Annotated in this window: 27 protein-coding genes, 3 tRNA genes and 1 pseudogene; 21 read left to right on the plus strand and 10 right to left on the minus strand. The window is 48.9% G+C overall.

Annotated features, from left to right (window positions below):
• Positions 1-30: 30 nt before the first annotated feature.
• Complete coding sequence (gene yedD, locus HV350_RS10460; RefSeq protein WP_016153484.1) at positions 31-444, plus strand: lipoprotein YedD; 414 nt, start codon at positions 31-33, stop codon at positions 442-444.
• A 40-nt stretch (positions 445-484) separates the two neighbouring features.
• Here the strand turns inward: yedD and amyA are convergent, their stop codons facing one another.
• The 4 genes from amyA to fliD all read right to left on the minus strand — a co-directional run bounded on the left by amyA (position 485) and on the right by fliD (position 4,235).
• Positions 485-1,972, minus strand: a complete 1,488-nt coding sequence (gene amyA / locus HV350_RS10465) for an alpha-amylase (RefSeq protein ID WP_181630431.1) — start codon at positions 1,970-1,972, stop codon at positions 485-487.
• A gap of 68 nt (positions 1,973-2,040) precedes the next feature.
• A complete protein-coding gene (gene fliT / locus HV350_RS10470; protein WP_003030458.1) occupies positions 2,041-2,412 on the minus strand; it encodes a flagella biosynthesis regulatory protein FliT in 372 nt (123 codons plus the stop codon).
• Positions 2,412-2,819 carry a flagellar export chaperone FliS gene (gene fliS / locus HV350_RS10475; protein ID WP_016153482.1) on the minus strand — a complete coding sequence of 136 codons (408 nt, stop codon included), beginning with the start codon at positions 2,817-2,819 and terminating at the stop codon, positions 2,412-2,414. Before fliS ends, fliT begins: the two co-directional genes overlap by 1 nt.
• 15 nt (positions 2,820-2,834) lie before the next feature.
• On the minus strand, positions 2,835-4,235 hold the full coding sequence (gene fliD / locus HV350_RS10480) for a flagellar filament capping protein FliD (protein ID WP_047502080.1): 1,401 nt from the start codon (positions 4,233-4,235) through the stop codon (positions 2,835-2,837).
• A 255-nt stretch (positions 4,236-4,490) separates the two neighbouring features.
• Here fliD and HV350_RS10485 point away from each other — a divergent pair, with 255 nt between their 5' ends.
• The 8 genes from HV350_RS10485 to sdiA all read left to right on the plus strand — a co-directional run bounded on the left by HV350_RS10485 (position 4,491) and on the right by sdiA (position 11,940).
• A complete protein-coding gene (locus HV350_RS10485) occupies positions 4,491-6,062 on the plus strand; it encodes a flagellin (RefSeq protein WP_181630432.1) in 1,572 nt (523 codons plus the stop codon).
• A gap of 162 nt (positions 6,063-6,224) precedes the next feature.
• A complete protein-coding gene (gene fliA, locus HV350_RS10490) occupies positions 6,225-6,944 on the plus strand; it encodes an RNA polymerase sigma factor FliA (RefSeq protein ID WP_016153479.1) in 720 nt (239 codons plus the stop codon).
• 57 nt (positions 6,945-7,001) lie between these two features.
• Positions 7,002-7,553: a flagella biosynthesis regulatory protein FliZ gene (gene fliZ / locus HV350_RS10495; protein ID WP_016153478.1), complete on the plus strand. Its 552-nt coding sequence runs from the start codon at positions 7,002-7,004 to the stop codon at positions 7,551-7,553.
• Between the two features lie 100 nt (positions 7,554-7,653).
• Complete coding sequence (tcyJ, locus tag HV350_RS10500) at positions 7,654-8,454, plus strand: cystine ABC transporter substrate-binding protein (RefSeq protein ID WP_016156835.1); 801 nt, start codon at positions 7,654-7,656, stop codon at positions 8,452-8,454.
• Between the two features lie 106 nt (positions 8,455-8,560).
• Positions 8,561-9,547: a D-cysteine desulfhydrase gene (gene dcyD, locus HV350_RS10505; protein ID WP_047358000.1), complete on the plus strand. Its 987-nt coding sequence runs from the start codon at positions 8,561-8,563 to the stop codon at positions 9,545-9,547.
• A gap of 21 nt (positions 9,548-9,568) precedes the next feature.
• The gene (tcyL, locus tag HV350_RS10510) at positions 9,569-10,237 is read left to right on the plus strand and encodes a cystine ABC transporter permease (protein WP_003030474.1); all 669 of its coding nucleotides are present in this window, start codon (positions 9,569-9,571) and stop codon (positions 10,235-10,237) included.
• Positions 10,234-10,986, plus strand: a complete 753-nt coding sequence (gene tcyN, locus HV350_RS10515) for an L-cystine ABC transporter ATP-binding protein TcyN (protein WP_137350775.1) — start codon at positions 10,234-10,236, stop codon at positions 10,984-10,986. Before tcyL ends, tcyN begins: the two co-directional genes overlap by 4 nt.
• 231 nt (positions 10,987-11,217) lie before the next feature.
• On the plus strand, positions 11,218-11,940 hold the full coding sequence (gene sdiA, locus HV350_RS10520; protein WP_016156833.1) for a transcriptional regulator SdiA: 723 nt from the start codon (positions 11,218-11,220) through the stop codon (positions 11,938-11,940).
• 66 nt (positions 11,941-12,006) lie between these two features.
• On the opposite strand, the gene HV350_RS10525 is transcribed toward sdiA, so the two are convergent.
• Positions 12,007-12,231 (minus strand): DUF2594 family protein, encoded by a 225-nt coding sequence (locus HV350_RS10525; protein ID WP_016153474.1) that lies wholly within the window; start codon positions 12,229-12,231, stop codon positions 12,007-12,009.
• Between the two features lie 41 nt (positions 12,232-12,272).
• Positions 12,273-12,341 (minus strand): annotated as a pseudogene (locus HV350_RS26830) (hypothetical protein); the annotation flags it as partial.
• 348 nt (positions 12,342-12,689) lie between these two features.
• Between HV350_RS26830 and uvrY the strand changes: the two are divergent.
• The 6 genes from uvrY to HV350_RS10555 all read left to right on the plus strand — a co-directional run bounded on the left by uvrY (position 12,690) and on the right by HV350_RS10555 (position 16,229).
• Positions 12,690-13,346 carry a UvrY/SirA/GacA family response regulator transcription factor gene (gene uvrY / locus HV350_RS10530; protein WP_006684079.1) on the plus strand — a complete coding sequence of 219 codons (657 nt, stop codon included), beginning with the start codon at positions 12,690-12,692 and terminating at the stop codon, positions 13,344-13,346.
• Positions 13,343-15,175 carry an excinuclease ABC subunit UvrC gene (gene uvrC, locus HV350_RS10535; protein ID WP_016153473.1) on the plus strand — a complete coding sequence of 611 codons (1,833 nt, stop codon included), beginning with the start codon at positions 13,343-13,345 and terminating at the stop codon, positions 15,173-15,175. Before uvrY ends, uvrC begins: the two co-directional genes overlap by 4 nt.
• 55 nt (positions 15,176-15,230) lie before the next feature.
• Complete coding sequence (gene pgsA / locus HV350_RS10540; RefSeq protein WP_016153472.1) at positions 15,231-15,779, plus strand: CDP-diacylglycerol--glycerol-3-phosphate 3-phosphatidyltransferase; 549 nt, start codon at positions 15,231-15,233, stop codon at positions 15,777-15,779.
• Between the two features lie 151 nt (positions 15,780-15,930).
• Positions 15,931-16,006 (plus strand) — tRNA-Gly (locus tag HV350_RS10545).
• Positions 16,007-16,057: 51 nt separating this feature from the next.
• Positions 16,058-16,131 (plus strand) — tRNA-Cys (locus HV350_RS10550).
• 12 nt (positions 16,132-16,143) lie between these two features.
• Positions 16,144-16,229, plus strand: a tRNA-Leu gene (locus tag HV350_RS10555).
• 242 nt (positions 16,230-16,471) lie between these two features.
• On the opposite strand, the gene HV350_RS10560 is transcribed toward HV350_RS10555, so the two are convergent.
• Positions 16,472-17,212: a hypothetical protein gene (locus HV350_RS10560; RefSeq protein WP_167586937.1), complete on the minus strand. Its 741-nt coding sequence runs from the start codon at positions 17,210-17,212 to the stop codon at positions 16,472-16,474.
• A gap of 80 nt (positions 17,213-17,292) precedes the next feature.
• On the opposite strand from HV350_RS10560, the gene HV350_RS10565 reads away from it, so the two are divergent.
• From HV350_RS10565 to HV350_RS10585, 5 genes are all read left to right on the plus strand, one after another.
• Entirely contained in the window at positions 17,293-18,495 is a 1,203-nt protein-coding gene (locus HV350_RS10565) for a site-specific integrase (protein ID WP_181630434.1), read from the plus strand.
• A gap of 377 nt (positions 18,496-18,872) precedes the next feature.
• The gene (locus HV350_RS10570) at positions 18,873-19,244 is read left to right on the plus strand and encodes a hypothetical protein (RefSeq protein ID WP_023314390.1); all 372 of its coding nucleotides are present in this window, start codon (positions 18,873-18,875) and stop codon (positions 19,242-19,244) included.
• A gap of 25 nt (positions 19,245-19,269) precedes the next feature.
• On the plus strand, positions 19,270-19,779 hold the full coding sequence (locus HV350_RS10575; protein ID WP_181630436.1) for a hypothetical protein: 510 nt from the start codon (positions 19,270-19,272) through the stop codon (positions 19,777-19,779).
• A gap of 93 nt (positions 19,780-19,872) precedes the next feature.
• Positions 19,873-20,307, plus strand: a complete 435-nt coding sequence (locus HV350_RS10580; protein ID WP_063135756.1) for a DUF2787 family protein — start codon at positions 19,873-19,875, stop codon at positions 20,305-20,307.
• 699 nt (positions 20,308-21,006) lie between these two features.
• Positions 21,007-21,399, plus strand: a complete 393-nt coding sequence (locus tag HV350_RS10585; protein ID WP_021536923.1) for a hypothetical protein — start codon at positions 21,007-21,009, stop codon at positions 21,397-21,399.
• Between the two features lie 68 nt (positions 21,400-21,467).
• Here HV350_RS10585 and HV350_RS10590 read toward each other — a convergent pair.
• From HV350_RS10590 to HV350_RS10600, 3 genes are all read right to left on the minus strand, one after another.
• Positions 21,468-22,165, minus strand: a protein-coding gene (locus tag HV350_RS10590; protein WP_103215986.1) for an IS1-like element IS1A family transposase whose coding sequence is annotated in 2 segments (ribosomal slippage) — positions 21,468-21,916 and positions 21,916-22,165 — 699 coding nt in all. Because the reading frame shifts where the segments join, the coding sequence is not laid out codon by codon here.
• A 73-nt stretch (positions 22,166-22,238) separates the two neighbouring features.
• Positions 22,239-22,700 carry a hypothetical protein gene (locus HV350_RS10595; RefSeq protein WP_021536924.1) on the minus strand — a complete coding sequence of 154 codons (462 nt, stop codon included), beginning with the start codon at positions 22,698-22,700 and terminating at the stop codon, positions 22,239-22,241.
• A gap of 279 nt (positions 22,701-22,979) precedes the next feature.
• Positions 22,980-23,677, minus strand: a protein-coding gene (locus tag HV350_RS10600) for an IS1-like element IS1A family transposase (RefSeq protein ID WP_103215986.1) whose coding sequence is annotated in 2 segments (ribosomal slippage) — positions 22,980-23,428 and positions 23,428-23,677 — 699 coding nt in all. Because the reading frame shifts where the segments join, the coding sequence is not laid out codon by codon here.
• Between the two features lie 49 nt (positions 23,678-23,726).
• Here HV350_RS10600 and HV350_RS10605 point away from each other — a divergent pair.
• On the plus strand, positions 23,727-24,770 hold the full coding sequence (locus HV350_RS10605; protein WP_256435608.1) for a restriction endonuclease subunit S: 1,044 nt from the start codon (positions 23,727-23,729) through the stop codon (positions 24,768-24,770).
• The last annotated feature ends 17 nt before the right edge of the window (positions 24,771-24,787 follow it).

Here is a 24,787-nt window from a genome sequence, read left to right on the forward strand (position 1 = left end):
ATCCCATTTTCTTCGCATGCAGGATGAATGATGAAAAAATTAGCAATCGTTGCTGTATTTCTGGCGCTTACCGGATGCGCCGAAGTAGAAAATTATAACGACGTGGTGAAAACGCCAGCGCCAGCCGGTCTGGAAGGATACTGGCAGTCAAAAGGTCCGCAACGCAGTCTGGTGAGCCCGGAAGCGATTGCCAGCCTGGTGGTAACAAAAGAGGGCGACACGCTGGATTGTCGCCAGTGGCAGCGAGTGATCGCGCTGCCGGGGAAACTGACGATGATCTCTGGCGATCTCACCAACGTGACGGTGAAACGCGAGCTGTATGAGATTGAGCGTGAAGGCAATACGCTGGAATATGACGGTATGACGCTGCAGCGGGTCGACCGCCCGACGCAGGAATGTGCTGATGCGCTAAAGAAAACGCCGCTGGCCACGCCACTGCCATAAGCTATACGCCCCGGTAGCCCACGGCCACCGGGGTTGAGCTTTACAACACGTCCTCAATCACCCACACGCTGACGCTACCGCCGTTACAATAAAACGTCGCTTCACCGTTCTCATCGGTGACCACGCTTTCTTCGCGATTTCCCAGATAGTCACGCCAGGTTTTATTCCCGTAATTCGCACCGAGATTGATGGTCTTTTCCCCGTCATCGCCGTTAGAAAGAACAACCACACAGCCGGGATCCTCGTCCGTTCCGCTGCGGCTAAAAGCGATACAGTTAGGGTGATCGAAAAAGAGTGTCTGTACGCCGTGCGCGAAGCGCTGGCGCGCGAGGATCAGTTCATCAAGCTGTTCAATGATCGGCATGTCGATAGGATAGGTTTCGCCATCTCCCCCGGTGTCTTCGTAATGCGCCCCGTAGAGGTCAGGATAAAACACTGACGGTACGCCGTTTTCGCGCAACAGGATCAGCGCATAGGCCAGCGGCTTAAACCACGCTTCGACAGGGGCTTCCAGCGCCTGCAAGGGCTGAGTGTCGTGGTTGGCCACCAGCGTGACGGCATGAAACGGGTCGGCTTCCACCAGGGTGTCGGTGAAAATCTGACTCATGTCGTAATCGCGTCCCTGACGGGAGGCTTCGTGGAATTTCATCTGTAAAGGGGCGTCGAATAGCATAGTTTTCCCCTCCACCTGATTAATGTAGGTTTGCAGCTTGTCGACTTCATGCGACCAGTATTCCGCGACGATAAACAGCGGCTTGGGGGCGACTTCCTGCACATGCTCAATCCACTCTTTATAAAACCATGCCGGAATATGTTTCACGGCATCTAAACGAAAGCCGTCACACTGGGTTTGCTCCATCACCCAACGCGCCCAGTATTTGATCTCTTCGGTGACCGCGTGATTGCGAAAATCGATGTTTTCGCCCATCAGATAATCAAAATTACCCAACTCATCATCAACCTGATCGTTCCAGCCTTCGCCGGTGTAGTCGTTCACGATTTTAAAAATGCCGTCTTCGGTTGGGTTTTCGATATGGTCAATACCGCTGAAGCATTTAAAGTCCCAAATGAATTGCGAGTACTGGCCCGCGCGGGCAGGGAAGGTGTAGCGCGTCCAGCCTTCGCATTCGACGATCTCATCGTCTATTTGCGTGCGGTCCTCGGCGTTAACCCGCTGGACACGAATATTCTCTTTCTCATCTGCGCCCATCTTGTGGTTAACCACCACGTCGAGCAGTACGGCAATATCATTGTGTTTTAGCGCGTCTATCGCCGCCAGGAGCTGGTTTTTATCGCCATATTTAGTGGCGACGGTTCCCTTTTGGTCGAATTCGCCCAGATCAAACAGATCGTAGGAGTCGTAGCCAACGGAATAGCCGCCGGATGCGCCTTTATAAGCGGGAGGTAACCACACCATATTGATGCCGATGTCATTGAGTCCACCTGCGCGTTCGGCAAGTTCGGGCCAGAGTTGACCGCCCTCGGGGTAATACCAGTGAAAATACTGCAATAACGTGGGATTTTTCATCTTCCGTGCTCCAGAAGTCGTTTGGCCGACCTCTGGAGTATGGAAGATTATTCAGACGAGACGGGAAATTATTGTGGGGCAGTGGGGGCGTCGGGAACTAACAGCATGCCGGAAAGACGGCCATAGGCGTTATTTAGCGTCTTTTGGCGCGTCGACTGACCGATGAGATTGCTGAGTTCATCCAGACGCTGCTGCAACAATGTTTTGAGCAGTTGTTCGTTATCCAGCGTCTGTTTAATGTACCCGGCCACTAAATCCTGAATACTTCGCGTAATGCCTGGTGGAGTTTGCTCTTCCATGACCACTTCAATACTTTGCAGATAGGTAACTTCCTGTTCCAGTAAAAGGTCCCATTCACCGCGCTGCGCCAGTTCCAGCAGTGAGTGACTGAGCAGCGCGATGCGCTGCCAACGGTTGATAAACTCCACGGCTGAGGTCATTAACGAGACTCCTGGGAAGATGCTTTCGGTGAGATCTGTTTCCAGGCATCTGCAATGTTGCCGAGTAACCCTTCGACTTCTTCAATGGCCTGACAATCATTACGCAAGTTAGCTTGCAGTAAACGGCGAATCATATAGTCGTACAGTGAAGACAGACTGGTGGCGATTTCGCCGCCATTCTCTTGATCAAGTCCTGCCTTCAGGCCATTGTCGATAATATTAATGGCTTTACTTAACGCCTCACCTTTGGCGACGATATCACCCTGTTGCATAAACAGGCGAGCGCGCACCAGGGCGCTGTTCGCGCCATCAAACAACATTTCAATCAGCTGATGCGGATTTGCGCTCATCACGCCACTCTCTATGCTGACCTGTGCATAGGCTTTGGTACCGCTCGCGGTATACATGCTTACCTCGTGTTATCAGGAATTGCTCATCGCCGTAAATTGTTGGCTCAGATAGGTACTGGTGTTGTTGAGCTTGCTCATCATGGTGTCTAACTGCGTAAACTGTGCCGTGTAACGGGCTACTGTATCTTCAATACTGGCACTAACCGACAGATACTGTTTGGTCAGTTTTTTCAGCGTGGCATTAATGCTGTCTTGTGCACTGTCAATGATGCCGTCATCAGCTAAATAGCTTTTTACTTCGGTGGCAATTTTGGTGGTAATACCGGTTTCTTTGCCGTCGCCGACCAGTAATTCACGTACGGATGCTGTATTTTCGTTCAGCGCCTTTTTAAGCTTGTCATCATCAATTTTCAGCTTGCCAGTTGCGCCGTCCTGCTTGATGCCGATTTCATTTAACGTTTTGAATGCGCCTTCACTCGCACCATTAGCAAATTGTGCACGGATACCTGTTTGAATGGTGCGAACGACACTGTCGCCAAGGAGTGCACCATTACTTTTATCCTGTTCTTCTGCACCAGGATCAACGGCTTTGTATTTGGTCAGCGTATTAAAGGTATCAAGCAGAGAATTATATGCATCCACCCAGCCTTTAATGGCTTCCGTGGCTTTCTCATTACTTTTCGTTACGGTGACACGTGCGTCAGTGACTTTTTTGGTTAGTTCCAGCGTAACACCCTGAGGTGCATCGGTGACTTTGTTGCTCTGACGCTCAATATCAATACCATTCATCGTGAGCTTGGCGTTCTGGGCCTGAACCAGCTCGGTCATTTTTCCTGTACCGGTCGCGCTGTCGTAAGCCAGCATATCGTTAAGCTTGCTGTCGCCCTCAACAGAGATGGTCATCTTGCTGTCCATACCTTCGGCTGCGGTTAGTACAAGACGGAACTCTTTTTCATTAACTTTAACAATACTGGCTGAAATACCACTATCAGTATCGTTTATCGCTTTGCTGATATCGTCAAGTGTGGTCTTGTCTTGCGAGAGTTTAATCTCCAGCGGTTCTTTACGGCCAGGTTGTTCAATCTTTATGGTTCGGCTAGCGGAACCGTTACCCAGCGCATCTTTGCTAGAGGATACGTTAGCAGTGCTCAAAGATTGCGCCTGAGCCAGTTGTGTGACGCTGATGGTATATATACCTGGCGCTGCCCCGGCCTCAGTGGAAACTTTTAGATCTTCAGTGCTACTGGTAACGGTAGTACTTCTAAATAATTCGGCTTTATTAAGTGCAGTATTTGCTGTCTGGAATTTTTCCAATGAGCTTTTTAATGTGCCATAAGCTGTCAGACGAGATGTATTGTCGCTCTGTTGTTGTGTGATTGGGTTTAAGCGTTTTTTCTCAGCGATGGTCAGATTCGTTAGCAATGTATCCAGCGGCAGATTTGAACCGACGCCGAGAGAAGTAAATGAAGCCATGCCTAATTCCTTTTGATTGCAAACAGTAGTTAAGCGGGTTATCGGCAATCTTCGCGCAAAGTTTAATGATAGTTTTGCAAAAATAATGCGCAGAATAGTGGGGCATATTGCGGGTATTTCTGGGGCTAAGAAAAAAGAGGGCGGAAAGTAAAAATTTTCTAAAGTTCGAAATTAAGGTGCCGATACATGGGTTACGGTGAGAAACCGTGGGCAACAGCCCAATAACATCAAGTTGTAATTGATAAGGAAAAGATCATGGCACAAGTCATCAATACAAACAGCCTGTCGCTGTTGACCCAGAATAATCTGAACAAATCTCAGTCTTCTCTGAGCTCCGCTATCGAGCGTCTGTCTTCTGGTCTGCGTATCAACAGCGCGAAAGACGATGCTGCTGGTCAGGCGATTGCAAACCGCTTCACCTCTAACATCAAAGGCCTGACTCAGGCGTCCCGTAACGCTAACGACGGTATCTCCGTTGCACAGACCACTGAAGGCGCGTTGTCTGAAATCAACAACAACCTGCAGCGTATCCGTGAGCTGTCCGTTCAGGCAACTAACGGTACTAACTCAGATTCCGACCTGAACTCTATTCAGGATGAAATTACCCAGCGTCTGAGCGAAATTGACCGCGTATCCGGTCAGACTCAGTTTAACGGCGTGAAAGTACTGGCCGCTGACCAGACTATGAAAATCCAGGTTGGTGCTAACGATGGCGAAACCATCGAAATCCAACTGGACAAAATTGATGCTAAGACTTTAGGTCTGGATAGCTTCAGCGTGGCTCCGGGTAAAGTTCCAATGTCATCTTCTGTCACTTTGAAAAGCGAAGCAGCACCAGATCTTACTAAAGTAGACCCTGCTAATGGTAAAGCTAATGGTGTCGATGCTTTCGGTGCAACTTATAAAAATATTGCACTTGATACATATTTCGCTACATCTACGCCTACTGGCGATAAGACTAATGTTTTAGGTGGTACCGATGCAGATGTTCGTCAAATTCAAGTTGAGGGGCAAACATATTTTGTTGCTCAAAAAGGAAACGCAGCAGGTGGCGAGTACCAACTCCTTAAACAGAATGGTACAGGTTATGACAAGGTTACGATTGATGGTAATGATGTGCAACTGGCGAATTTTGGTGGCCGTGTCACAGCGTTTGTAGATGATGGTTCAGATGCCGCAAAATCTGTTGACTTAGCGGCAGGTAAAGTTGGTAAAGCACTTGCCTATAATGATGCTCCGATGTCAGTATACTTTGAAGGTAAAAATCTTGACGTTCATCAAATTCAAGATAAGGATGGGTTAGCTCAAGCGAATAAATTTGTCGCAAAAACCTCCGATGGGAAATACCTTGCTGTCAATGTAGATGCAGCGACTGGCAATACAACCGTCATTACTGACCCGAATGGTAAGGCAGTTGAATGGGCTGTAAATAAAGATGGTAATTCGCAAGCGATTATGCGCGAAGGTGACAAAATTTATGCTGCCACTATTACTAATACCACAGCGGCCAAAGGTACAGAGATTTCAGCTTCAGATATGAAGGCGTTGGCAACTTCTAATCCACTGGAAAAACTGGATTCAGCGCTGGCCAAAGTTGACAAACTGCGTAGCTCTCTGGGTGCGGTGCAGAACCGTTTCGATTCTGCTATCACTAACCTGGGCAACACAGTAAACAACCTGTCTTCTGCACGTAGCCGTATCGAAGACGCTGACTACGCGACCGAAGTATCTAACATGTCTCGTGCTCAGATCCTGCAACAGGCGGGTACTTCTGTTCTGGCACAGGCTAACCAGACCACGCAGAACGTTCTGTCTCTGCTGCGTTAATTTACGCTTACTGCGCAAACCCCGCTCCGGCGGGGTTTTTTACATTCAGCTTTACCCGTAACCCCTAAATAACCCCCCATTTCACCCACTATTCACCCGATTAAAACCCCTGCAGAAACGGATAATCATGCCGATAACTCATTTAACGCAGGGCTGTTTATCGTGAATTCACTGTATACCGCTGAAGGTGTAATGGATAAACACTCGCTGTGGCAGCGTTATGTACCGTTGGTGCGTCACGAAGCATTGCGCCTTCAGGTGCGTTTGCCGGCGAGCGTAGAACTGGATGACCTGCTACAAGCGGGCGGCATCGGGTTATTGAATGCAGTCGACCGATATGACGCTTTGCAAGGAACGGCATTTACCACTTACGCAGTGCAGCGTATTCGTGGAGCGATGCTGGACGAACTACGTAGCCGGGATTGGGTGCCGCGTAGCGTTCGGCGCAATGCTCGCGAAGTGGCACAGGCGATGGGGCAACTGGAGCAGGAATTAGGGCGTAACGCGACGGAAACCGAAGTGGCGGAGCGTCTGGCTATTCCTGTGCAAGAGTATCGTCAGATGTTGCTTGATACCAATAACAGCCAACTCTTCTCCTACGACGAGTGGCGGGAAGAGCATGGCGATAGTATTGAGCTGGTGACGGAAGAACATCAGCAGGAAAACCCGTTACAGCAGCTACTTGAGGGTAACCTCCGCCAGCGCGTGATGGACGCCATCGAAGCGTTGCCGGAACGCGAAAAGCTGGTGTTAACGCTGTACTACCAGGAAGAGCTGAATCTGAAAGAGATTGGCGCGGTACTGGAAGTGGGGGAGTCACGGGTTAGCCAGTTGCACAGTCAGGCCATCAAACGTCTACGCACCAAGCTGGGTAAGCTATAGGGGTACACCATTACCCCTGAACAATGCCGCATTACGAATTGACTACCAGGAGTTCTCATGACGGTGCAGCAATCAAAAAGACGGCCTCTAAGCCGCTACCTCAAAGATTTCAAACACAGCCAGACGCATTGCGCCCATTGCTTTAAGTTGCTCGACAGGATCACGCTGGTTCGCCGCGGGCAAATTGTGAATAAAATCGCCATCGCCCGACTGGACACGTTGCTGAATGAAGCAGAGTGGGAACAGGAGAAAAAAGAGTGGGTGGCGCTGTGTCGTTTTTGTGGTGATTTGCACTGCAAAGAGCAGAGCGACTTTTTTGACATTATCGGCTTCAAGCAATTTTTATTCGAGCAGACCGAAATGAGTCACGGCACGGTACGCGAATACGTTGTGCGCCTGCGTCGCCTCGGGAATCATCTGACCGAACAAAATATCTCTCACGATCTGCTGCAGGAAGGGTTTCTCGACGAAAACCTTGCCCCGTGGCTGCCGGAAACCAGCACCAACAATTACCGCATCGCCTTGCGTAAGTATGAGCAGTTTAAAGCCCATACGCATATGGGACATATGCAGAAATCCTCCTGGACAGCCAGTTCTGATATATATTAAAAACGAATAAGGTGTAACAGAGTCGTGTTTGTGGATCACGGCAAACGCTTTACACTGTAGTCATAAATGATAGTCACTAATGACAATATTCGGGGTAACTATGAAATTAGCACTTCTGGGACGTCAGGCTCTGATGGGTGTAATGGCTGTTGCACTTGTCGCCGGAATGAGTGTGAAGACTTATGCAGATGAAGGTCTGTTAAATAAAGTTAAAGAGCGCGGCACGCTGCTGGTGGGCCTGGAAGGGACCTATCCCCCGTTTAGTTTTCAGGGCGATGACGGCAAGCTGACCGGTTTCGAAGTGGAGTTTGCCGAGGAACTGGCCAAGCATCTTGGGGTGAAAGCCACGCTGAAGCCGACCAAATGGGACGGTATGCTGGCTTCTCTTGATTCCAAACGCATTGACGTGGTGATCAACCAGGTGACTATCTCTGATGATCGTAAGAAAAAATACGATTTCTCTACCCCGTATACGGTCTCTGGTATCCAGGCGCTGGTGAAGAAAGGCAATGAAGGCGTTATTAAGACTGCTGCCGATCTGAAAGGTAAAAAAGTCGGCGTGGGTCTGGGAACCAACTATGAAGAGTGGTTGCGCCAGAACGTACAGGGCGTGGATATTCGTACCTATGATGATGACCCGACCAAATATCAGGATCTGCGCGTAGGTCGTATCGACGCCATCCTGGTTGACCGTCTGGCCGCGCTGGATCTGGTGAAAAAAACCAAGGATACGCTGGCCGTTACCGGTGAAGCATTCTCCCGCCAGGAGTCCGGCGTGGCGCTGCGTAAAGGCAATGAAGATCTGCTGAAAGCGGTTGATGCAGCCATTGCTGAAATGCAGAAAGACGGTTCGCTGAAAGCCCTGTCTGAAAAATGGTTTGGAGCAGATGTGACGAAATAATCGTCACCTGATGAAAAAAGGCGCCTTTAACAGCGCCTTTTTTTATTTCATTGCGCCTGAACGTGCATAATAAAAGAACATCACAACAACGAATACCGGAGGCTGTATGCCGCTGCATAATTTAACGCGCTTTCCACGTCTGGAATTTATTGGCGCGCCAACGCCACTCGAATATCTTCCGCGCCTCTCAGATTACCTCGGGCGCGATATTTTCATTAAACGCGATGACGTCACGCCGATGGCTATGGGCGGCAATAAGCTGCGTAAGCTGGAGTTTCTGGCCGCAGACGCGCTGCGTGAAGGCGCGGATACGCTGATAACCGCGGGTGCGATTCAGTCTAACCATGTTCGCCAGACGGCGGCGGTCGCCGCTAAGCTAGGCCTGCACTGCGTGGCGTTGTTGGAAAATCCGATAGGCACCACTGCCGAAAACTATCTCACCAATGGCAACCGTCTGCTGTTGGACCTGTTTAATACGCAAATTGAAATGTGCGATGCGCTGACCGATCCGAATGCACAGCTGCAGGATCTGGCGACGCGGATTGAAGCGCAAGGGTTCCGCCCGTATGTGATCCCGGTTGGGGGTTCCAATGCACTGGGTGCGCTGGGCTATGTGGAAAGCGCGCTGGAAATTGCCCAACAGTGTGAAGGGGCCGTTTCGCTCTCTTCCGTAGTGGTGGCCTCGGGCAGTGCGGGAACCCATGCCGGACTGGCCGTGGGCCTGGAGCAATTGATGCCAGACGTTGAACTCATCGGCGTGACCGTCTCACGCAGCGTGGCGGATCAAAAGCCCAAAGTTGTTGCACTGCAGCAGGATATTGCCCGGGAGCTGGAACTGACGGCCTCAGCGGAAATCCTGTTATGGGACGATTATTATGCGCCGGGCTACGGTACGCCAAACGAAGAGGGCATGGAGGCGGTAAAACTGCTGGCGCGTCTGGAAGGCATTTTGTTGGATCCGGTGTATACCGGCAAGGCGATGGCGGGTCTGATTGATGGCATTAGCCAGAAGCGCTTCAAGGATGAAGGGCCAATTCTCTTTATTCATACTGGTGGGGCGCCTGCGCTGTTTGCCTACCATCCTCACGTGTAACGACCAGGTAGAAAAACGCTAATGCATGAAAGTATCCAACTGGTGATTGATTCTCTGCCGTATCTGCTCAAGGGCGCAGTGTTTACGCTGCAACTGAGTATCGGTGGGATGTTCTTTGGCCTCGTGCTGGGGTTTATCCTGGCGCTGATGCGTCTGTCGCCGCTGCTGCCTGTGCGCTGGCTGGCGCGCTTTTATATCTCTATCTTTCGCGGAACGCCGTTGATTGCCCAGCTGTTCATGATCTATTACGGTCTGCCGCAGTTTGGTATTGAGCTTGATCCTATTCCGGCGGCGATGATTGGCTTATCGCTTAATACGGCGGCCTACGCTGCGGAAACGCTGCGTGCGGCAATCTCCTCCATCGACAAAGGGCAGTGGGAAGCGGGTGCCAGTATTGGGATGACGCGGTGGCAAACCATGCGCCGGGCAATCCTGCCGCAGGCTGCGCGGGTTGCGCTCCCACCGCTGAGTAACAGCTTTATCAGCCTGGTGAAAGACACCTCTCTGGCCGCGACTATTCAGGTACCGGAACTGTTCCGTCAGGCGCAGTTGATTACCTCGCGTACGCTGGAGGTATTCACGATGTATCTGGCAGCCTCGTTGATTTATTGGGTGATGGCGACGGTGCTTTCTGCACTGCAAAACTATTTTGAAGAGCAACTGAATCGCCAGGAGAGAGAGCCGAAATGAGTGCTATCGAAGTCAGAAACCTGGTCAAAAAATTCCATGGGCAAACGGTGCTGCATGGGATCGATCTTGACGTCAAACCCGGTGAAGTTGTGGCGATTATCGGGCCGAGCGGTTCGGGCAAAACTACGCTGCTGCGCAGCATTAATTTGCTGGAGCAACCGGAGGCGGGCACCATTAAGGTGGGTGAGATTACCATTGATACCGCGCGTTCGTTAACTCAGCAGAAAGGTCTGATTCGTCAGTTGCGCCAGCACGTGGGCTTTGTGTTCCAGAACTTTAATTTGTTCCCGCATCGCACGGTGCTGGAAAACATTATTGAAGGTCCGGTGATTGTTAAAGGCGAACCGAAAGCCGAAGCGACAGTCCGAGCGCGCGAACTGCTGGCGAAAGTCGGGTTAGCTGGTAAAGAAACCAGCTATCCGCGGCGTTTGTCCGGCGGGCAGCAGCAGCGCGTGGCTATTGCCCGAGCGTTGGCGATGCGACCTGAGGTGATTCTGTTTGATGAGCCTACCTCCGCGCTTGATCCTGAACTGGTTGGTGAGGTACTTAATACCATCCGCCAACTGGCGCAGGAAAAACGCACCATGGTGATTGTGACGCATGAAATGAGCTTTGCGCGCGACGTTGCCGATCGGGCGATATTTATGGATCAAGGACGGATAGTGGAGCAGGGGCCCGCTAAATCCTTATTCACGCATCCGCAGCAACCGCGAACCCGTCAGTTTCTTGAAAAGTTTCTGATGCAATAAATAGTGCATGCAGCACTTGTCGAAATTGTTTTTTGACGAGTGCTGTTCGCATAACTATTTATAATTATTGCTTTATTATTAACTCCCAATACCGTTACTTCCTGCCGTTGTTGAGTAATGCTCAAGTAATTGTTCATTTGTCCGATAATTTGCATATATAAAATACATTTATGTGTTAGCTTGTTTCATATGTTTGGATGATTATCAATCTCAGGGGTATTACCACTTAGTATGCAGGGTCATGATTTCTTCACCTGGCGACGGAGCATGCTGTTACGCTTTCAGGAAATGGCGACGGCAGAGGATGTCTATAATGAATTACAACAACAGACGCAGCATTTAGAGTTCGATTTTTACGCGCTCTGTGTTCGTCATCCCGTACCTTTTACCCGACCTAAAACGTCGCTTCACACGACCTATCCCAAAGCATGGGTGGCGCATTATCAGTCCGAGAATTATTTCGCTATTGATCCGGTGCTGAAGCCTGAAAACTTCAGTCAGGGGCATTTACCCTGGAACGATACCTTATTTCGCGATGCACAGCCCCTGTGGGATGCTGCGCGCAATCACGGTTTACGTAAAGGGATGACGCAATGCTTAATGTTGCCTAATCGGGCGTTGGGTTTTTTATCGGTATCGCGTGCGAGTGTCCGTAATAGTCGCTTTGCAAACGATGAGGTAGAGCTCAGGATGCAACTGCTGGTGCGGGAAAGCTTGTCGGTACTGACGCGGCTGCAAGATGACATGGTCATGGCGCCAGAGATGCGCTTTAGCAAGCGGGAAAAAGAGATATTGAAATGGACGGCAGAGGGGAAAACCTCTTCAGAGATAGCGATAATTCTGTCGATTTCTGAAAATACCGTTAACTTTCACCAGAAAAATATGCAAAAGAAATTTAATGCACCCAACAAAACGCAGATCGCCTGTTATGCCGCGGCAACCGGGCTGATCTGAGTAAATTATCGTTCTGAGTGTCAGACGCAAACCCGGCTGAGAGCATCGCTGTCAGCCGGGTTCTTATTACTGGCGGTAGGCCTGTTTAATTTGCTTAACAGTGCTGGAAAATACCGCAGCCTGTGATTGATCTTCAATCAGCGCGATCTGTTTTTCCATTTTAAGAATCACGCGCCCTGCATCGGCTTGGCCCATTGCCTGCAGCATCAGCGTTAACATGGCTTTCAGGCAGGTGACTTCATTGGCCAGTTCCTGGTTATTCTCAGCAGTGGAAAAGTCAGGCGTACTCATTTATTTTCCTCGTTATGTTTCAATGAAAAAGTGCGATGTCAAATCTTAAGGCGCCGGAGTATACCATAAGCGAGGCTAAAAATATCAGCGGTTGTTTTCTGCGCAAACATAAGTCGCGGACATTAAAATAAACAACATGTTGCGGTGCATATATTTTCTCCACCTGTTGTTTATTTCGAGTATTTTACTCGTTAATTATTGTTACAACTTTAGCTGCCTATTTTGCATTCAACGGACGAATATGAATTTTTTGTCACTATTCTGAAACAGCTATGCAGATATAACCGTGGCAAAAGGTTGCCATAACAGAAAGTTTCCACTCGTCGTACCTTCTAATTTCCAAAAACGAGAGCAAAATCGAAAGACGGCGATTTTTACATTTCAAAGTTGAGATAAAACCCGTTAACATAGGACCGATTAACTATCGGTAGCGTTATCCCTATTCTGGAGATATTCCTTTGATCAACGTTTTTCTTGTTGATGACCACGAACTGGTGCGCGCAGGGATACGACGCATTCTTGAAGATATAAAAGGCATTAAAGTTGTCGGCGAGGCGTGCTGCGGTGAAGATGCGGTAAAATGGTGCCGCTCAAATTCCGTTGACGTTGTGCTGATGGACATGAATATGCCCGGTATTGGTGGCCTTGAGGCAACGCGTAAAATTGCGCGTTCAACGGCTGACATTAAAGTGATCATGCTGACTGTCCATACCGAAAACCCGTTACCTGCAAAAGTCATGCAGGCGGGAGCCGCGGGCTATCTCAGTAAGGGGGCTGCGCCCCAGGAGGTCGTGAGTGCGATTCGTTCGGTTTATTCTGGCCAACGTTATATTGCCTCCGATATCGCTCAGCAGATGGCGCTTAGCCAGATTGAGCCTGAGAAAACGGAAACCCCGTTTGCCAGTTTGTCTGAACGTGAGTTGCAGATTATGCTGATGATCACCAAAGGTCAGAAGGTCAATGAGATCTCAGAGCAACTGAATCTTAGTCCTAAAACGGTGAACAGCTATCGCTATCGAATGTTCAGTAAATTAAACATTCACGGCGATGTTGAGCTGACTCACCTGGCAATTCGCCATGGCCTGTGTAATGCGGAGACATTAACAAGCCAGTGACCGATCAGTTTGATGCCAAAGCGTTCCTGAAAACCGTGACCAGTCAGCCCGGCGTTTATCGTATGTATGATGACGCCGGGACGGTCATCTACGTCGGGAAAGCGAAAGACCTGAAAAAAAGGCTTTCCAGCTACTTCCGTAGCAACCTCGCATCGCGTAAGACCGAAGCACTGGTCGCGCAAATACAGCAGATTGATGTCACGGTAACGCACACCGAAACCGAGGCGTTATTGCTTGAGCACAACTACATCAAGCTGTATCAGCCGCGTTATAACGTTTTGCTGCGCGACGATAAATCCTATCCTTTTATTTTCCTCAGCGGCGATACCCATCCTCGCCTGGCAATGCATCGCGGGGCCAAGCATGCCAAAGGCGAGTACTTTGGACCGTTTCCTAACGGCTACGCTGTACGCGAAACGCTGGCGTTGCTGCAGAAAATCTTCCCTATTCGTCAGTGCGAAAATAGTGTTTATCGCAATCGCTCGCGGCCCTGTCTGCAATATCAGATTGGCCGCTGCCTCGGTCCGTGTGTGGCGGGTCTGGTGAGTGAGGAAGAGTATGCGCAGCAGGTTGATTACGTTCGTCTGTTCCTGTCCGGGAAAGACGATCAGGTATTAACGCAGCTGATCGCCCGGATGGAAAAGGCCAGCCAAAATCTCGAGTTTGAAGAGGCTGCCCGCATTCGTGACCAAATTCAGGCCGTACGCCGCGTGACCGAAAAACAGTTTGTCTCTAATACCGGAGACGATCTGGACGTCATCGGCGTGGCGTTTGACGCCGGCATGGCCTGTGTGCACGTGCTGTTTATTCGCCAGGGTAAAGTGTTAGGCAGTCGTAGCTATTTCCCGAAAGTACCAGGTGGAACAGAACTCGGCGAGGTCGTTGAAACCTTTGTCGGACAGTTTTATCTGCAGGGAAGTCAGATGCGCACCTTACCGGGTGAGATCCTGCTCGATTTTAATCTTAGCGATAAAACCCTGCTGGCGGACTCTCTGTCTGAGCTGGCCGGGCGGAAGATCAACGTTCAGACGAAACCGCGAGGCGATCGCGCGCGGTATCTGAAGCTGGCGCGTACCAACGCGGCGGTGGCGTTAACCACAAAACTTTCCCAGCAGTCGACCATTACTCAACGCCTGACGGCGCTGGCATCAGTACTCAAGTTACCCGCAGTGAAACGCATGGAGTGCTTTGATATCAGCCACACAATGGGCGAGCAGACGGTAGCCTCCTGCGTGGTATTCGATGCCAATGGACCACTGCGCGCCGAGTATCGCCGCTATAACATCACGGGTATTACGCCGGGTGATGATTATGCGGCAATGAATCAGGTTCTCCGTCGGCGCTACGGTAAGGCGATTGAAGAAAGTAAGATTCCGGACGTCATATTGATCGACGGCGGAAAAGGTCAACTGGGGCAGGCGAAAGCCGTGTTTGCTGAACTGGACGTTCCCTGGGACAAACAGCACCCGCTTTTGTTGGGCGTGGCAAAAGGGGCCGATCGTAAAGCAGGCCTGGAAACGCTGTTCTTTGAGCCGGAAGGAGAGGGCTTTAGCCTTCCGCCGGATTCCCCTGCATTGCACGTTATCCAGCATATCCGCGATGAATCTCACGATCATGCGATTAGCGGGCACCGTAAAAAACGGGCGAAGGTGAAAAGTACCAGCACGCTGGAGACTATTGAAGGTGTCGGGCCGAAGCGTCGGCAGATGTTGTTGAAATATATGGGCGGTTTGCAAGGGCTTCGTAACGCGAGTATTGAAGAAATTGCAAAAGTGCCGGGTATTTCGCAAGCTCTGGCAGAAAAGATCTTCTACTCGTTGAAACATTAGGCCCTCTGTAGCAACATAGGGGTAATTTTACTGACAACAGATAGTTATCCGTCATATGCAATTTAATATCCCTACGTTGCTCACGCTGTTTCGCGTCATCCTGATCCCATTCTTTGTATTGGCTTTTTATCTGCCATTCACCTGGGCTCCCTTCGTTTGTGCGCTGATCTTCTGTATTGCGGCGGTCACCGACTGGTTTGACGGCTATCTGGCGCGTCGCTGGAACCAAAGCACGCGTTTTGGCGCCTTCCTCGATCCGGTCGCTGATAAGGTACTGGTGGCTATCGCGATGGTGCTGGTGACCGAGCACTATCACAGTTGGTGGGTAACGCTTCCTGCCGCCACGATGATCGCGCGTGAAATTATTATCTCTGCGCTGCGTGAGTGGATGGCTGAACTGGGTAAACGTAGCAGTGTGGCGGTGTCCTGGATCGGCAAAGTGAAAACCACTTCGCAAATGGCCGCGCTCGCATGGCTGCTGTGGCGTCCAAATATTTGGGTAGAGTACGCCGGGATCGCACTTTTCTTCGTCGCCGCGATACTGACGTTGTGGTCAATGTTCCAGTATTTGAGCGCTGCGTGGGGAGATTTGCTTGAACAGTGATCGTTTCGGCGCAAATTTCAGCAAACGATCGTCAGTGGTGAAAAATATCGTTGACTCATTGCGTCAGGTAAGTAGAATGCAACGCATCGAACGGCAGCACTGATTGCCAGACGATAACAAAATCAAGTGATTAACAAAGTTACTTGGTGATGCGGGAATAGCTCAGTTGGTAGAGCACGACCTTGCCAAGGTCGGGGTCGCGAGTTCGAGTCTCGTTTCCCGCTCCAAATTAAAGACATCGGCAATAGCGGATGTCGGCTGAAAAGCCAGAAGATTTCGGCGCGTTAGCAAAGCGGTTATGTAGCGGATTGCAAATCCGTCTAGTCCGGTTCGACTCCGGAACGCGCCTCCAATTTCTTCCCGAGCCCGGATGGTGGAATCGGTAGACACAAGGGATTTAAAATCCCTCGGCCATAGGCTGTACGAGTTCAAGTCTCGTTCCGGGTACCATGGGAAAAAAGCAGAATAATCAAAGCAATAAGCAGTGTCGTGAAACCACCTACGGGTGGTTTTTTTGTGCCTGGAATTCACGCCCTGTGCATATCCTGTGCTCACGGGGTGCAATGAAGTGCAATCTCCAGCTTGGCAATGCCGAATTGAACGTGTCGCCTCCAGCATAGAGAACCAGGCCGCTTTGCCTGTTTTCCGGTACTCTTCCGGGAAGGGGGACCTGCTGAGCAAGTTGTAATGCTCTAGCAACCCTGAGTACAAAGTTGCTTAATTCGTGCAATCACCTCATCTCTGTACTTCTGGTGTCCGCGCATAGCCCTTGGATGGGCAATTCTGAAACAGATTGTATTACCTGTTTTGAACTCCCACAGCTTCCCCGGAATGACTGAAGAAGTCTCATAGCCGCCTAGCTCAGTAAGCACCTGTTTTATGATGTAGTCTGTTCTCCGGGCTCCAGATGCAAAGATGATGAAATCAGGCTCAAGGTGTTTAATTTGTACCGCCAGCAGCTTCAGCGAGGCTAATATGACTTCCTGCACTTCATTTTGAGGGCGATTGAGAGGGGTCAGTCCGTCGTAATCCCACGCCAGTAGATTGGCATACACGATTGCCTGGGGAGGAATATTAAGCTCCCGGGCCAGCCGGAAATGATACTGCGTGAAGCGGCTACGTGATTTGAGGTTCGTGGTGCCATCATTTTGTACCGGAAGATGTTTCCTGTAACGATCTACAGCCTCTTCAACCACCTGCCCGATGGTGACGTCAGGTATAAGTCCCAGCATCCGTGATATCGTATTCTTACCATTCAGCGTATTCCAGCCAGCGGTTTCACGTCCAACCAGCATGATTTTTACCGGTGAGTGCCAGTATTCTTCAAACGGCACGGGTAAAAAGACGCCTGAGTATTTATCTTCATTCAGGTTAAATGACTGGGCGTCAACTTCCTGTAATATCCGTTTGTACGCGTCTAATAGCCTTTCCATTCTTCAATCCTGCCCCGTAATAAAAACACCTTCAGATATATATTATTTTCATGATATCAATCAGATACATGAGGATAAATATGCAAAAATCCTTCCGATTCACCAATTCATCCATCAAAGCCCTTCCGGCAAACACAGATACCAGATCTACAGAGCTTGAGGTATCTGATACCGAGGTCATTGGCCTCAAATGCCTCTCAGGTCGAACGGGTAACAAACGTTTCCTCCTGCGCTACACATTCCACGGTACCAAAAAAAGTATCAGTATTGGCAGATTCCCTGAAATTGATGTGGGGACAGCCCGTCAGATAGCTCGTCGTCACAAGGAGGCGATTGCACTGGGAAATGACCCTAAGGCAGAGCGCGATAATTATCGTGCGATGCCAACGCTTAGTGAGTTTTTTCACCTGACCTATGTTCCGTTCATCAAGCGCCATAAAAAGTCCTGGGATAAGGATGTTCAGCGTTTCACGCAATACATTGAACCTCGTCTGGGAAAGATACGTTACTGTGACCTTCGGGCCCGGGAAATCCAGCAGGTGCTTTTTGACATGCTTGAGGGCCGTATTCAAGACCAGCAGTATGCACCGTCTACCTGTAACAGGGCGCTGGCTATTCTGAAAACTATGGGGCGTTATGCGCTACGACAGGATGTCCTGGAGAAGAATGAAGCCGATAAGATCCCTTTGCTGAAGGAGAATAATCAGCGGACGCGCTTTTTTGACGCTGATGAGATCAGGAGGATCCTCGACGCTGCGGCACGATATCCCAATAAGGCTGCCGGGGGACTAATAGCCATGCTGTTGTTAACCGGTACCCGCAAATCAGAAATGCTTAACGTCATGCACAAACATATTGATCGGGATAACAGGTCGTTATTCATTCCTTATACTAAGAATGGTCGCAGCAGAACTGTGTATCTCAGTGATGTTGCATTATCCATTATTGATTCGATCCCACGGGCTGGCAGCAACCCCTATCTGTTTGCCGTAAAAGATAATGGAAAACCGATATCAGAACCCCGGTGGGCCTATGAAAAAATACTGGCAGAGTGCGGGATAGATAAAAGTGAAGTCTGTTTCCACACTACGCGCCATTCTGTCGCATCATTACTTGTCTCCAGCGGACAGTACAGTCTGTATGACGTTAAAGCCCAGCTTGCGCATGCCAGTATTCAGAGTACGGAGCGCTACGCAAAACTGACACCAGAGCGAATGCGTCAGACCAGGCAGGGTGTTACCGACCTTCTTTTACCCCCCGTAGCTACCAGTAAAGAACAGTGATTTTTGCATCTCTTAAACGTGGAGAATGATTATGCCGTTAAAGTGCCCTAAGTGCGGTAGTCGGAATACAGTCACAGAAACTGCCGGAAATATAGCAAAGGTGACTCGCGATGACCGGTTTCTGACATCGACATCCGGTTATATTAGCCCGGAGCAATTACCAGAATTGCTTAAAGAAATCATCAGGGCGATACAGCGTCTATTTGGATTCCTTAAACAGCGTGAAAGGAATAATGCTCCAGTGCTTATCTGCAAGGATTGTGGATATTATGAAAGAATTTAGATGACGCCTGAAGGCAATTCCAGATTCTTTACCCTGTCTGTGTAACCCCGATACTTAAAACGTATCGGGTTTTTTTGTTTATGAGGATTATTCAATGAAATTTATCTCGAGCTGGCAAGACCTGCCGTCGCTCCTTCTTCCCGATTCAGTTATGTCTGTTTTGAGAAAAGAACTGATACTCCCATTTGATGATGAACTTTCCGCAATGAATTTTTGGGGAGAGGTGGGTGTAACATTAATGTACATTGAACCCGGTGATGTTCCCGAAGATATTAAACGACACGTACTGGATGTAATTCATCATTTAATTGCAAACCCTGAGTTCGTGGTCCATCTGACAGATGAATATTACTTGATGCTATCAATTACAGAAGATAATGGAAATGGTATTTATCTGTTGTTTCATCCCAATTGTCCTCTGGGCGGGATTGATAAATTAATGTCTATGGCGGAATCCCGTCTGTAAATTATATTAAAATCAGGAGATGAAAATGAGAAAGTCAAAGTCGGGAAAAAATAATAATGAACACGAGGGCCTGGAGTTAAATAATGATTTAAGTGATATTGAAAAAGGTATCACTGAAGATGGCCAAATATTACCTGAAGAGAGTTATAAGCTGCTAATTGAATCAGGTCAGGCGGAAAAAATCAGCCCTAAAGCCAGTGGCATGCTGACATGGCAACTGGCAATGTCTGAAAAAGATAATGATCTCTATCTGCGCCTCATGGCAAATGGCAGCGGTGGATTGTTCTCTAAAGACTGGGTCCCACTTTCTAAGATTGAAAGTGTACTCGAAGTTCAACCGACAACGGGCTTCACATCAGGCGTATTCAGATCATTATTTAAAGGAGCAAGTGCCAATAATGCCGGTTTTCTGGCTGCTGTTTTACGCTCCCCGGATATATGCCTGCTTGAGGCGCACCCTGAGAAGTTGTTTACGCATGTTTTATATGCTGACTGGCGGGCGCGTCTTAAAACACTCAGTAAGGTTGGCGATTGAGAAAGGATTGCGAAGAATTAATTCTTTACCAGAACTGTTATACAACCAGAAACTACTACACACCTCTACTCACCTTTTACAGGAAAATCTATTATGCAAACACAGTATGCCCTAAAACAGGCAGGATTAACGCTGCCTGTCACTAAATTATTTCAGCAGCACATCGTTACGCTTCTGGCAGAACAATCTCAGCAAACATCTGTCAGGGCAGTAGTCATTAATTTTCGTGACCCGGACTACAGTGCAGAATCCGGCGGATTTCATCCGGTTGAAATGCGGTTCATCCGCCAGGATAACGAATGGTATTTCGATTATGTCACAGACTTTAGTTACATGGGACGAGTCTATCCGGAGCTGGAAAAGGAAATGGACTTTTGTTGGTCAGGTCAATACGTCTTCCATTATCTGGCTGGGGATATTTCACTGGCGGCAGAGAGGAATGAACTCTGGTCCTTATGGGAGGGTAATTTTATGGATTACCTGTCTATGGGGATTTACCGGGTAACGGTAACTGTGGAAAGTTGTTGACCTGTTATGAACAGGAAGAAAACGGGCATCTTTGTAATCCTCTTCATGCGCAGTACATCGCAGCATGATGATGATACTGGTTGTACCGGACCGTTCGCATAAACATGTGCAGACACGGGGGATCTCAGATCCCTCGTGGTTTTACCAACATTCCCCCTAAATGACCAATCAGGGGGATGTCTGTTAATCATTACCCCAACGGACGTTTTACACCCTTAAAATTATGTCGATATTACAGTTGGTTAGACGCAATTGTGAGTGAGGGTTCTTAATTTCAAATCCATAAAGGTACGGACTATGCACCGAACACGAGGCGAGAAAATAGCCGAGAGACTGGGATGGATCTTACTTCAGCTTTATACGGGCAATACCCTGTCAGTCGAAGACATTTGCCAGCAGTTTTCCGTGTGCCATCGCACAGGGCAGCGTGACTTATTGAGAGTGGAAACCGTAACAGAGGTGATTGCACCCGGCAAAGTGCGACTGGCCCCTCTGATAAGAGAGCGCGTCAGACAGGGTATCTGAGGGTTTTTTATTAATGCCAGATAATACAGACCGGCTGAAAGCAGATATTTTTGGAACCCCCTAAGAACGAGGTATCGAAATATTTTTATCAACCAGGACATAACCTGTCCCTCCCTCATATTACCCTTCGTCTGAAATATATATCATACGCATAATTTACCGAGGCTTCATATCATGAAAAAGATTGTTATTACATTTTTTGTTATAGGATTTTCTACCACCTCGTTTGCAGCCAAAATATCGCTTGAAACGGCAGGGCTCTGCTATGAAGCGACCCGACAATCAACAAAAATGGCCATGCTATTAGACCCGGACGCTGCTGAATATAAACATCTCAATAACAATACGAAAGAGTTATTCGGAACGCTGTCGGGGGGCGTGGGAGAAAAGGATTCAAAGAAAATACGGGATGCCTGGAAAACCGTCCTGGATAATGCCGGAATGGAAGGTCGCATGGCTAAATCTGATGGATATCGGGAAATGAACCGATATCCACAGGAGGTGATTATGCAGGAAGCCAATAAATGTGTCCGTCTGGCTCTTAAAGCAGGACTTGTTAAACTCTGAGTCCTTAAGAATAATATCGGGAGCATAAGCTCCCGTATTCTTCAGGCACAATAGGTAATGACTCCAACTTATTGATAGTGTTTTATGTTCAGATAATGCCCGATGACTTTGTCATGCAGCTCCACCGATTTTGAGAACGACAGCGACTTCCGTCCCAGCCGTGCCAGGTGCTGCCTCAGATTCAGGTTATGCCGCTCAATTCGCTGCGTATATCGCTTGCTGATTACGTGCAGCTTTCCCTTCAGGCGGGATTCATACAGCGGCCAGCCATCCGTCATCCATATCACCACGTCAAAGGGTGACAGCAGGCTCATAAGACGCCCCAGCGTCGCCATAGTGCGTTCACCGAATACGTGCGCAACAACCGTCTTCCGGAGCCTGTCATACGCGTAAAACAGCCAGCGCTGGCGCGATTTAGCCCCGACATAGCCCCACTGTTCGTCCATTTCCGCGCAGACGATGACGTCACTGCCCGGCTGTATGCGCGAGGTTACCGACTGCGGCCTGAGTTTTTTAAGTGACGTAAAATCGTGTTGAGGCCAACGCCCATAATGCGGGCGGTTGCCCGGCATCCAACGCCATTCATGGCCATATCAATGATTTTCTGGTGCGTACCGGGTTGAGAAGCGGTGTAAGTGAACTGCAGTTGCCATGTTTTACGGCAGTGAGAGCAGAGATAGCGCTGATGTCCGGCGGTGCTTTTGCCGTTACGCACCACCCCGTCAGTAGCTGAACAGGAGGGACAGCTGATAGAAACAGAAGCCACTGGAGCACCTCAAAAACACCATCATACACTAAATCAGTAAGTTGGCAGCATCACCGGCACAATATAATGCCAGTCAGATTTTTCGTTTTTCCAGATGACACTGATAAGATGTTCCACCTTGGTCGGCGATAAACCAGTCTACCGCTTCTCCCGTAAGTCTGTTAATCGAGACATGTGATACACCCCCCCAATTTTTTTTATCTCTTGAACCCTCGATCACATACTCTATTTTTTCATCAGTGATTATGGGATGTACAACCCGGAACCAGGTATCATCCCGTCCTTGTGGTTCGCCATCAATATCAACAATTACGGCTTCAGTAAACCAGGAAGTACTTTTCCCGTTAGCAACACACGTACTACCTGAATTGGCACTTATGTTGAAACAGAGTTTGTTTTGTGACAAATAGGGGCTCGGCCAAATACTTGCAGAGTCATCCCCACTTTTGTCTTTAGGGCTGCACGCAATAAGGGATGATTCAGCCAGGGCAGGCAAGCTTACGAGTAGGGATAACGCAAGATATTTAAATTTCATGGGGGGAGATGTCCTTATAGGTGGTTCTGCTTCCAGGTGCAAAGCTAAACCACCATTCTTAGCTTTACAGATATAATTTGAAAACCTTGTGGGATCTTCGGGTTAGGTTGTGTCTCTTAACCTGAGATAACTTACACGGGAGCCATCGCCCCCGCTATGTTTTTATATATTCAGCCGAAAATCCAGTTCCAGGCCTTTTTTAATCCACTGACTACGGCCTTTTTGGCGGCTTTTACGACCACGCGCAAAGGCACTGGCAGGGTAGGTAATGACTCCAACTTATTGATAGTGTTTTATGTTCAGATAATGCCCGATGACTTTGTCATGCAGCTCCACCGATTTTGAGAACGACAGCGACTTCCGTCCCAGCCGTGCCAGGTGCTGCCTCAGATTCAGGTTATGCCGCTCAATTCGCTGCGTATATCGCTTGCTGATTACGTGCAGCTTTCCCTTCAGGCGGGATTCATACAGCGGCCAGCCATCCGTCATCCATATCACCACGTCAAAGGGTGACAGCAGGCTCATAAGACGCCCCAGCGTCGCCATAGTGCGTTCACCGAATACGTGCGCAACAACCGTCTTCCGGAGCCTGTCATACGCGTAAAACAGCCAGCGCTGGCGCGATTTAGCCCCGACATAGCCCCACTGTTCGTCCATTTCCGCGCAGACGATGACGTCACTGCCCGGCTGTATGCGCGAGGTTACCGACTGCGGCCTGAGTTTTTTAAGTGACGTAAAATCGTGTTGAGGCCAACGCCCATAATGCGGGCGGTTGCCCGGCATCCAACGCCATTCATGGCCATATCAATGATTTTCTGGTGCGTACCGGGTTGAGAAGCGGTGTAAGTGAACTGCAGTTGCCATGTTTTACGGCAGTGAGAGCAGAGATAGCGCTGATGTCCGGCAGTGCTTTTGCCGTTACGCACCACCCCGTCAGTAGCTGAACAGGAGGGACAGCTGATAGAAACAGAAGCCACTGGAGCACCTCAAAAACACCATCATACACTAAATCAGTAAGTTGGCAGCATCACCGAAGACGACTTTCTCATATCAAAACGACAAATTGTGCACGGTGCTTGCGGTCTTGTACCTAAAGAACTTTCTGGCTCAATTGTATCGAATGAATATTGTGTGCTTACAGGGAAGTCCGGTTTTTATCTTCCTTATATGGAATTTCTATCGGAGTCTCTATATTTCCAGCAAACCTGCTTCCACTCTAGCATTGGTGTGCACATAGAGAAAATGATTTTTAAGTTAGATAGTTGGTTTAAGTGGCCATTTAATATCCCCCCACTGTCTGAACAAAAGAGAATCGTTAAAATTCTGTCAACCTGGGACAATGCAATTTCGGTGACGGAAAACCTTCTCGCCAACAGTCAGCAGCAGAAAAAAGCCCTGATGCAGCAATTGCTTACCGGGAAGAAACGCTTGCTGGATGAGAATGGGGTTAGGTTTAGTGGGGAGTGGCGTTCAGGACCGCTAGGGAGCTTAGTCGGTAGGATTTATGGTGGGGGCACACCATCACGAGCTAATAGCGGACTATGGGGAGGAGATATCCCATGGGTAACAGTTAAAGATCTAATTTCACCACGTATTAACGGTGCTCAAGAGTATATTAACGAAATTGGTTTAGCTGAGAGCGCATCAAATCTTGTCCTTGCTGGAACTGTAATAATTGCGACTAGAATGGCAGTTGGGAAAACAGTGATGGCGTCTTGCGATGTTGCTATTAACCAAGATTTAAAAGCAATTTGTGCAAGTGAATATGTTTGCTCAGAATATATTTTCAACTGGTTTCTATTACACTCTGAACAGATAGCAAAAATGGGGACGGGGAGCACGGTTAAGGGCGTTCAAGTTGAAGCCATCAAGGCACTAAATATGACAATTCCTAAAGCGATAGAAGAACAACAAAAAATCGCCACCGTCCTTTTCGCTGCCGATGCTGAAATCTCCATCCTGGAGAAAAAACTCGCCTGCCTCAAAGACGAGAAAAAAGCTCTGATGCAGCAGTTACTGACCGGAAAACGTCGTGTCAAAGTAGAAGCTGAAGAAGCCGTTAGCGCTTAACGCGAAGAACAAGGAAA

The sequence above is a fragment of the Citrobacter sp. RHBSTW-01013 genome (assembly GCF_013781985.1).
Classification (GTDB): Bacteria; Pseudomonadota; Gammaproteobacteria; order Enterobacterales; family Enterobacteriaceae; genus Citrobacter; species Citrobacter braakii.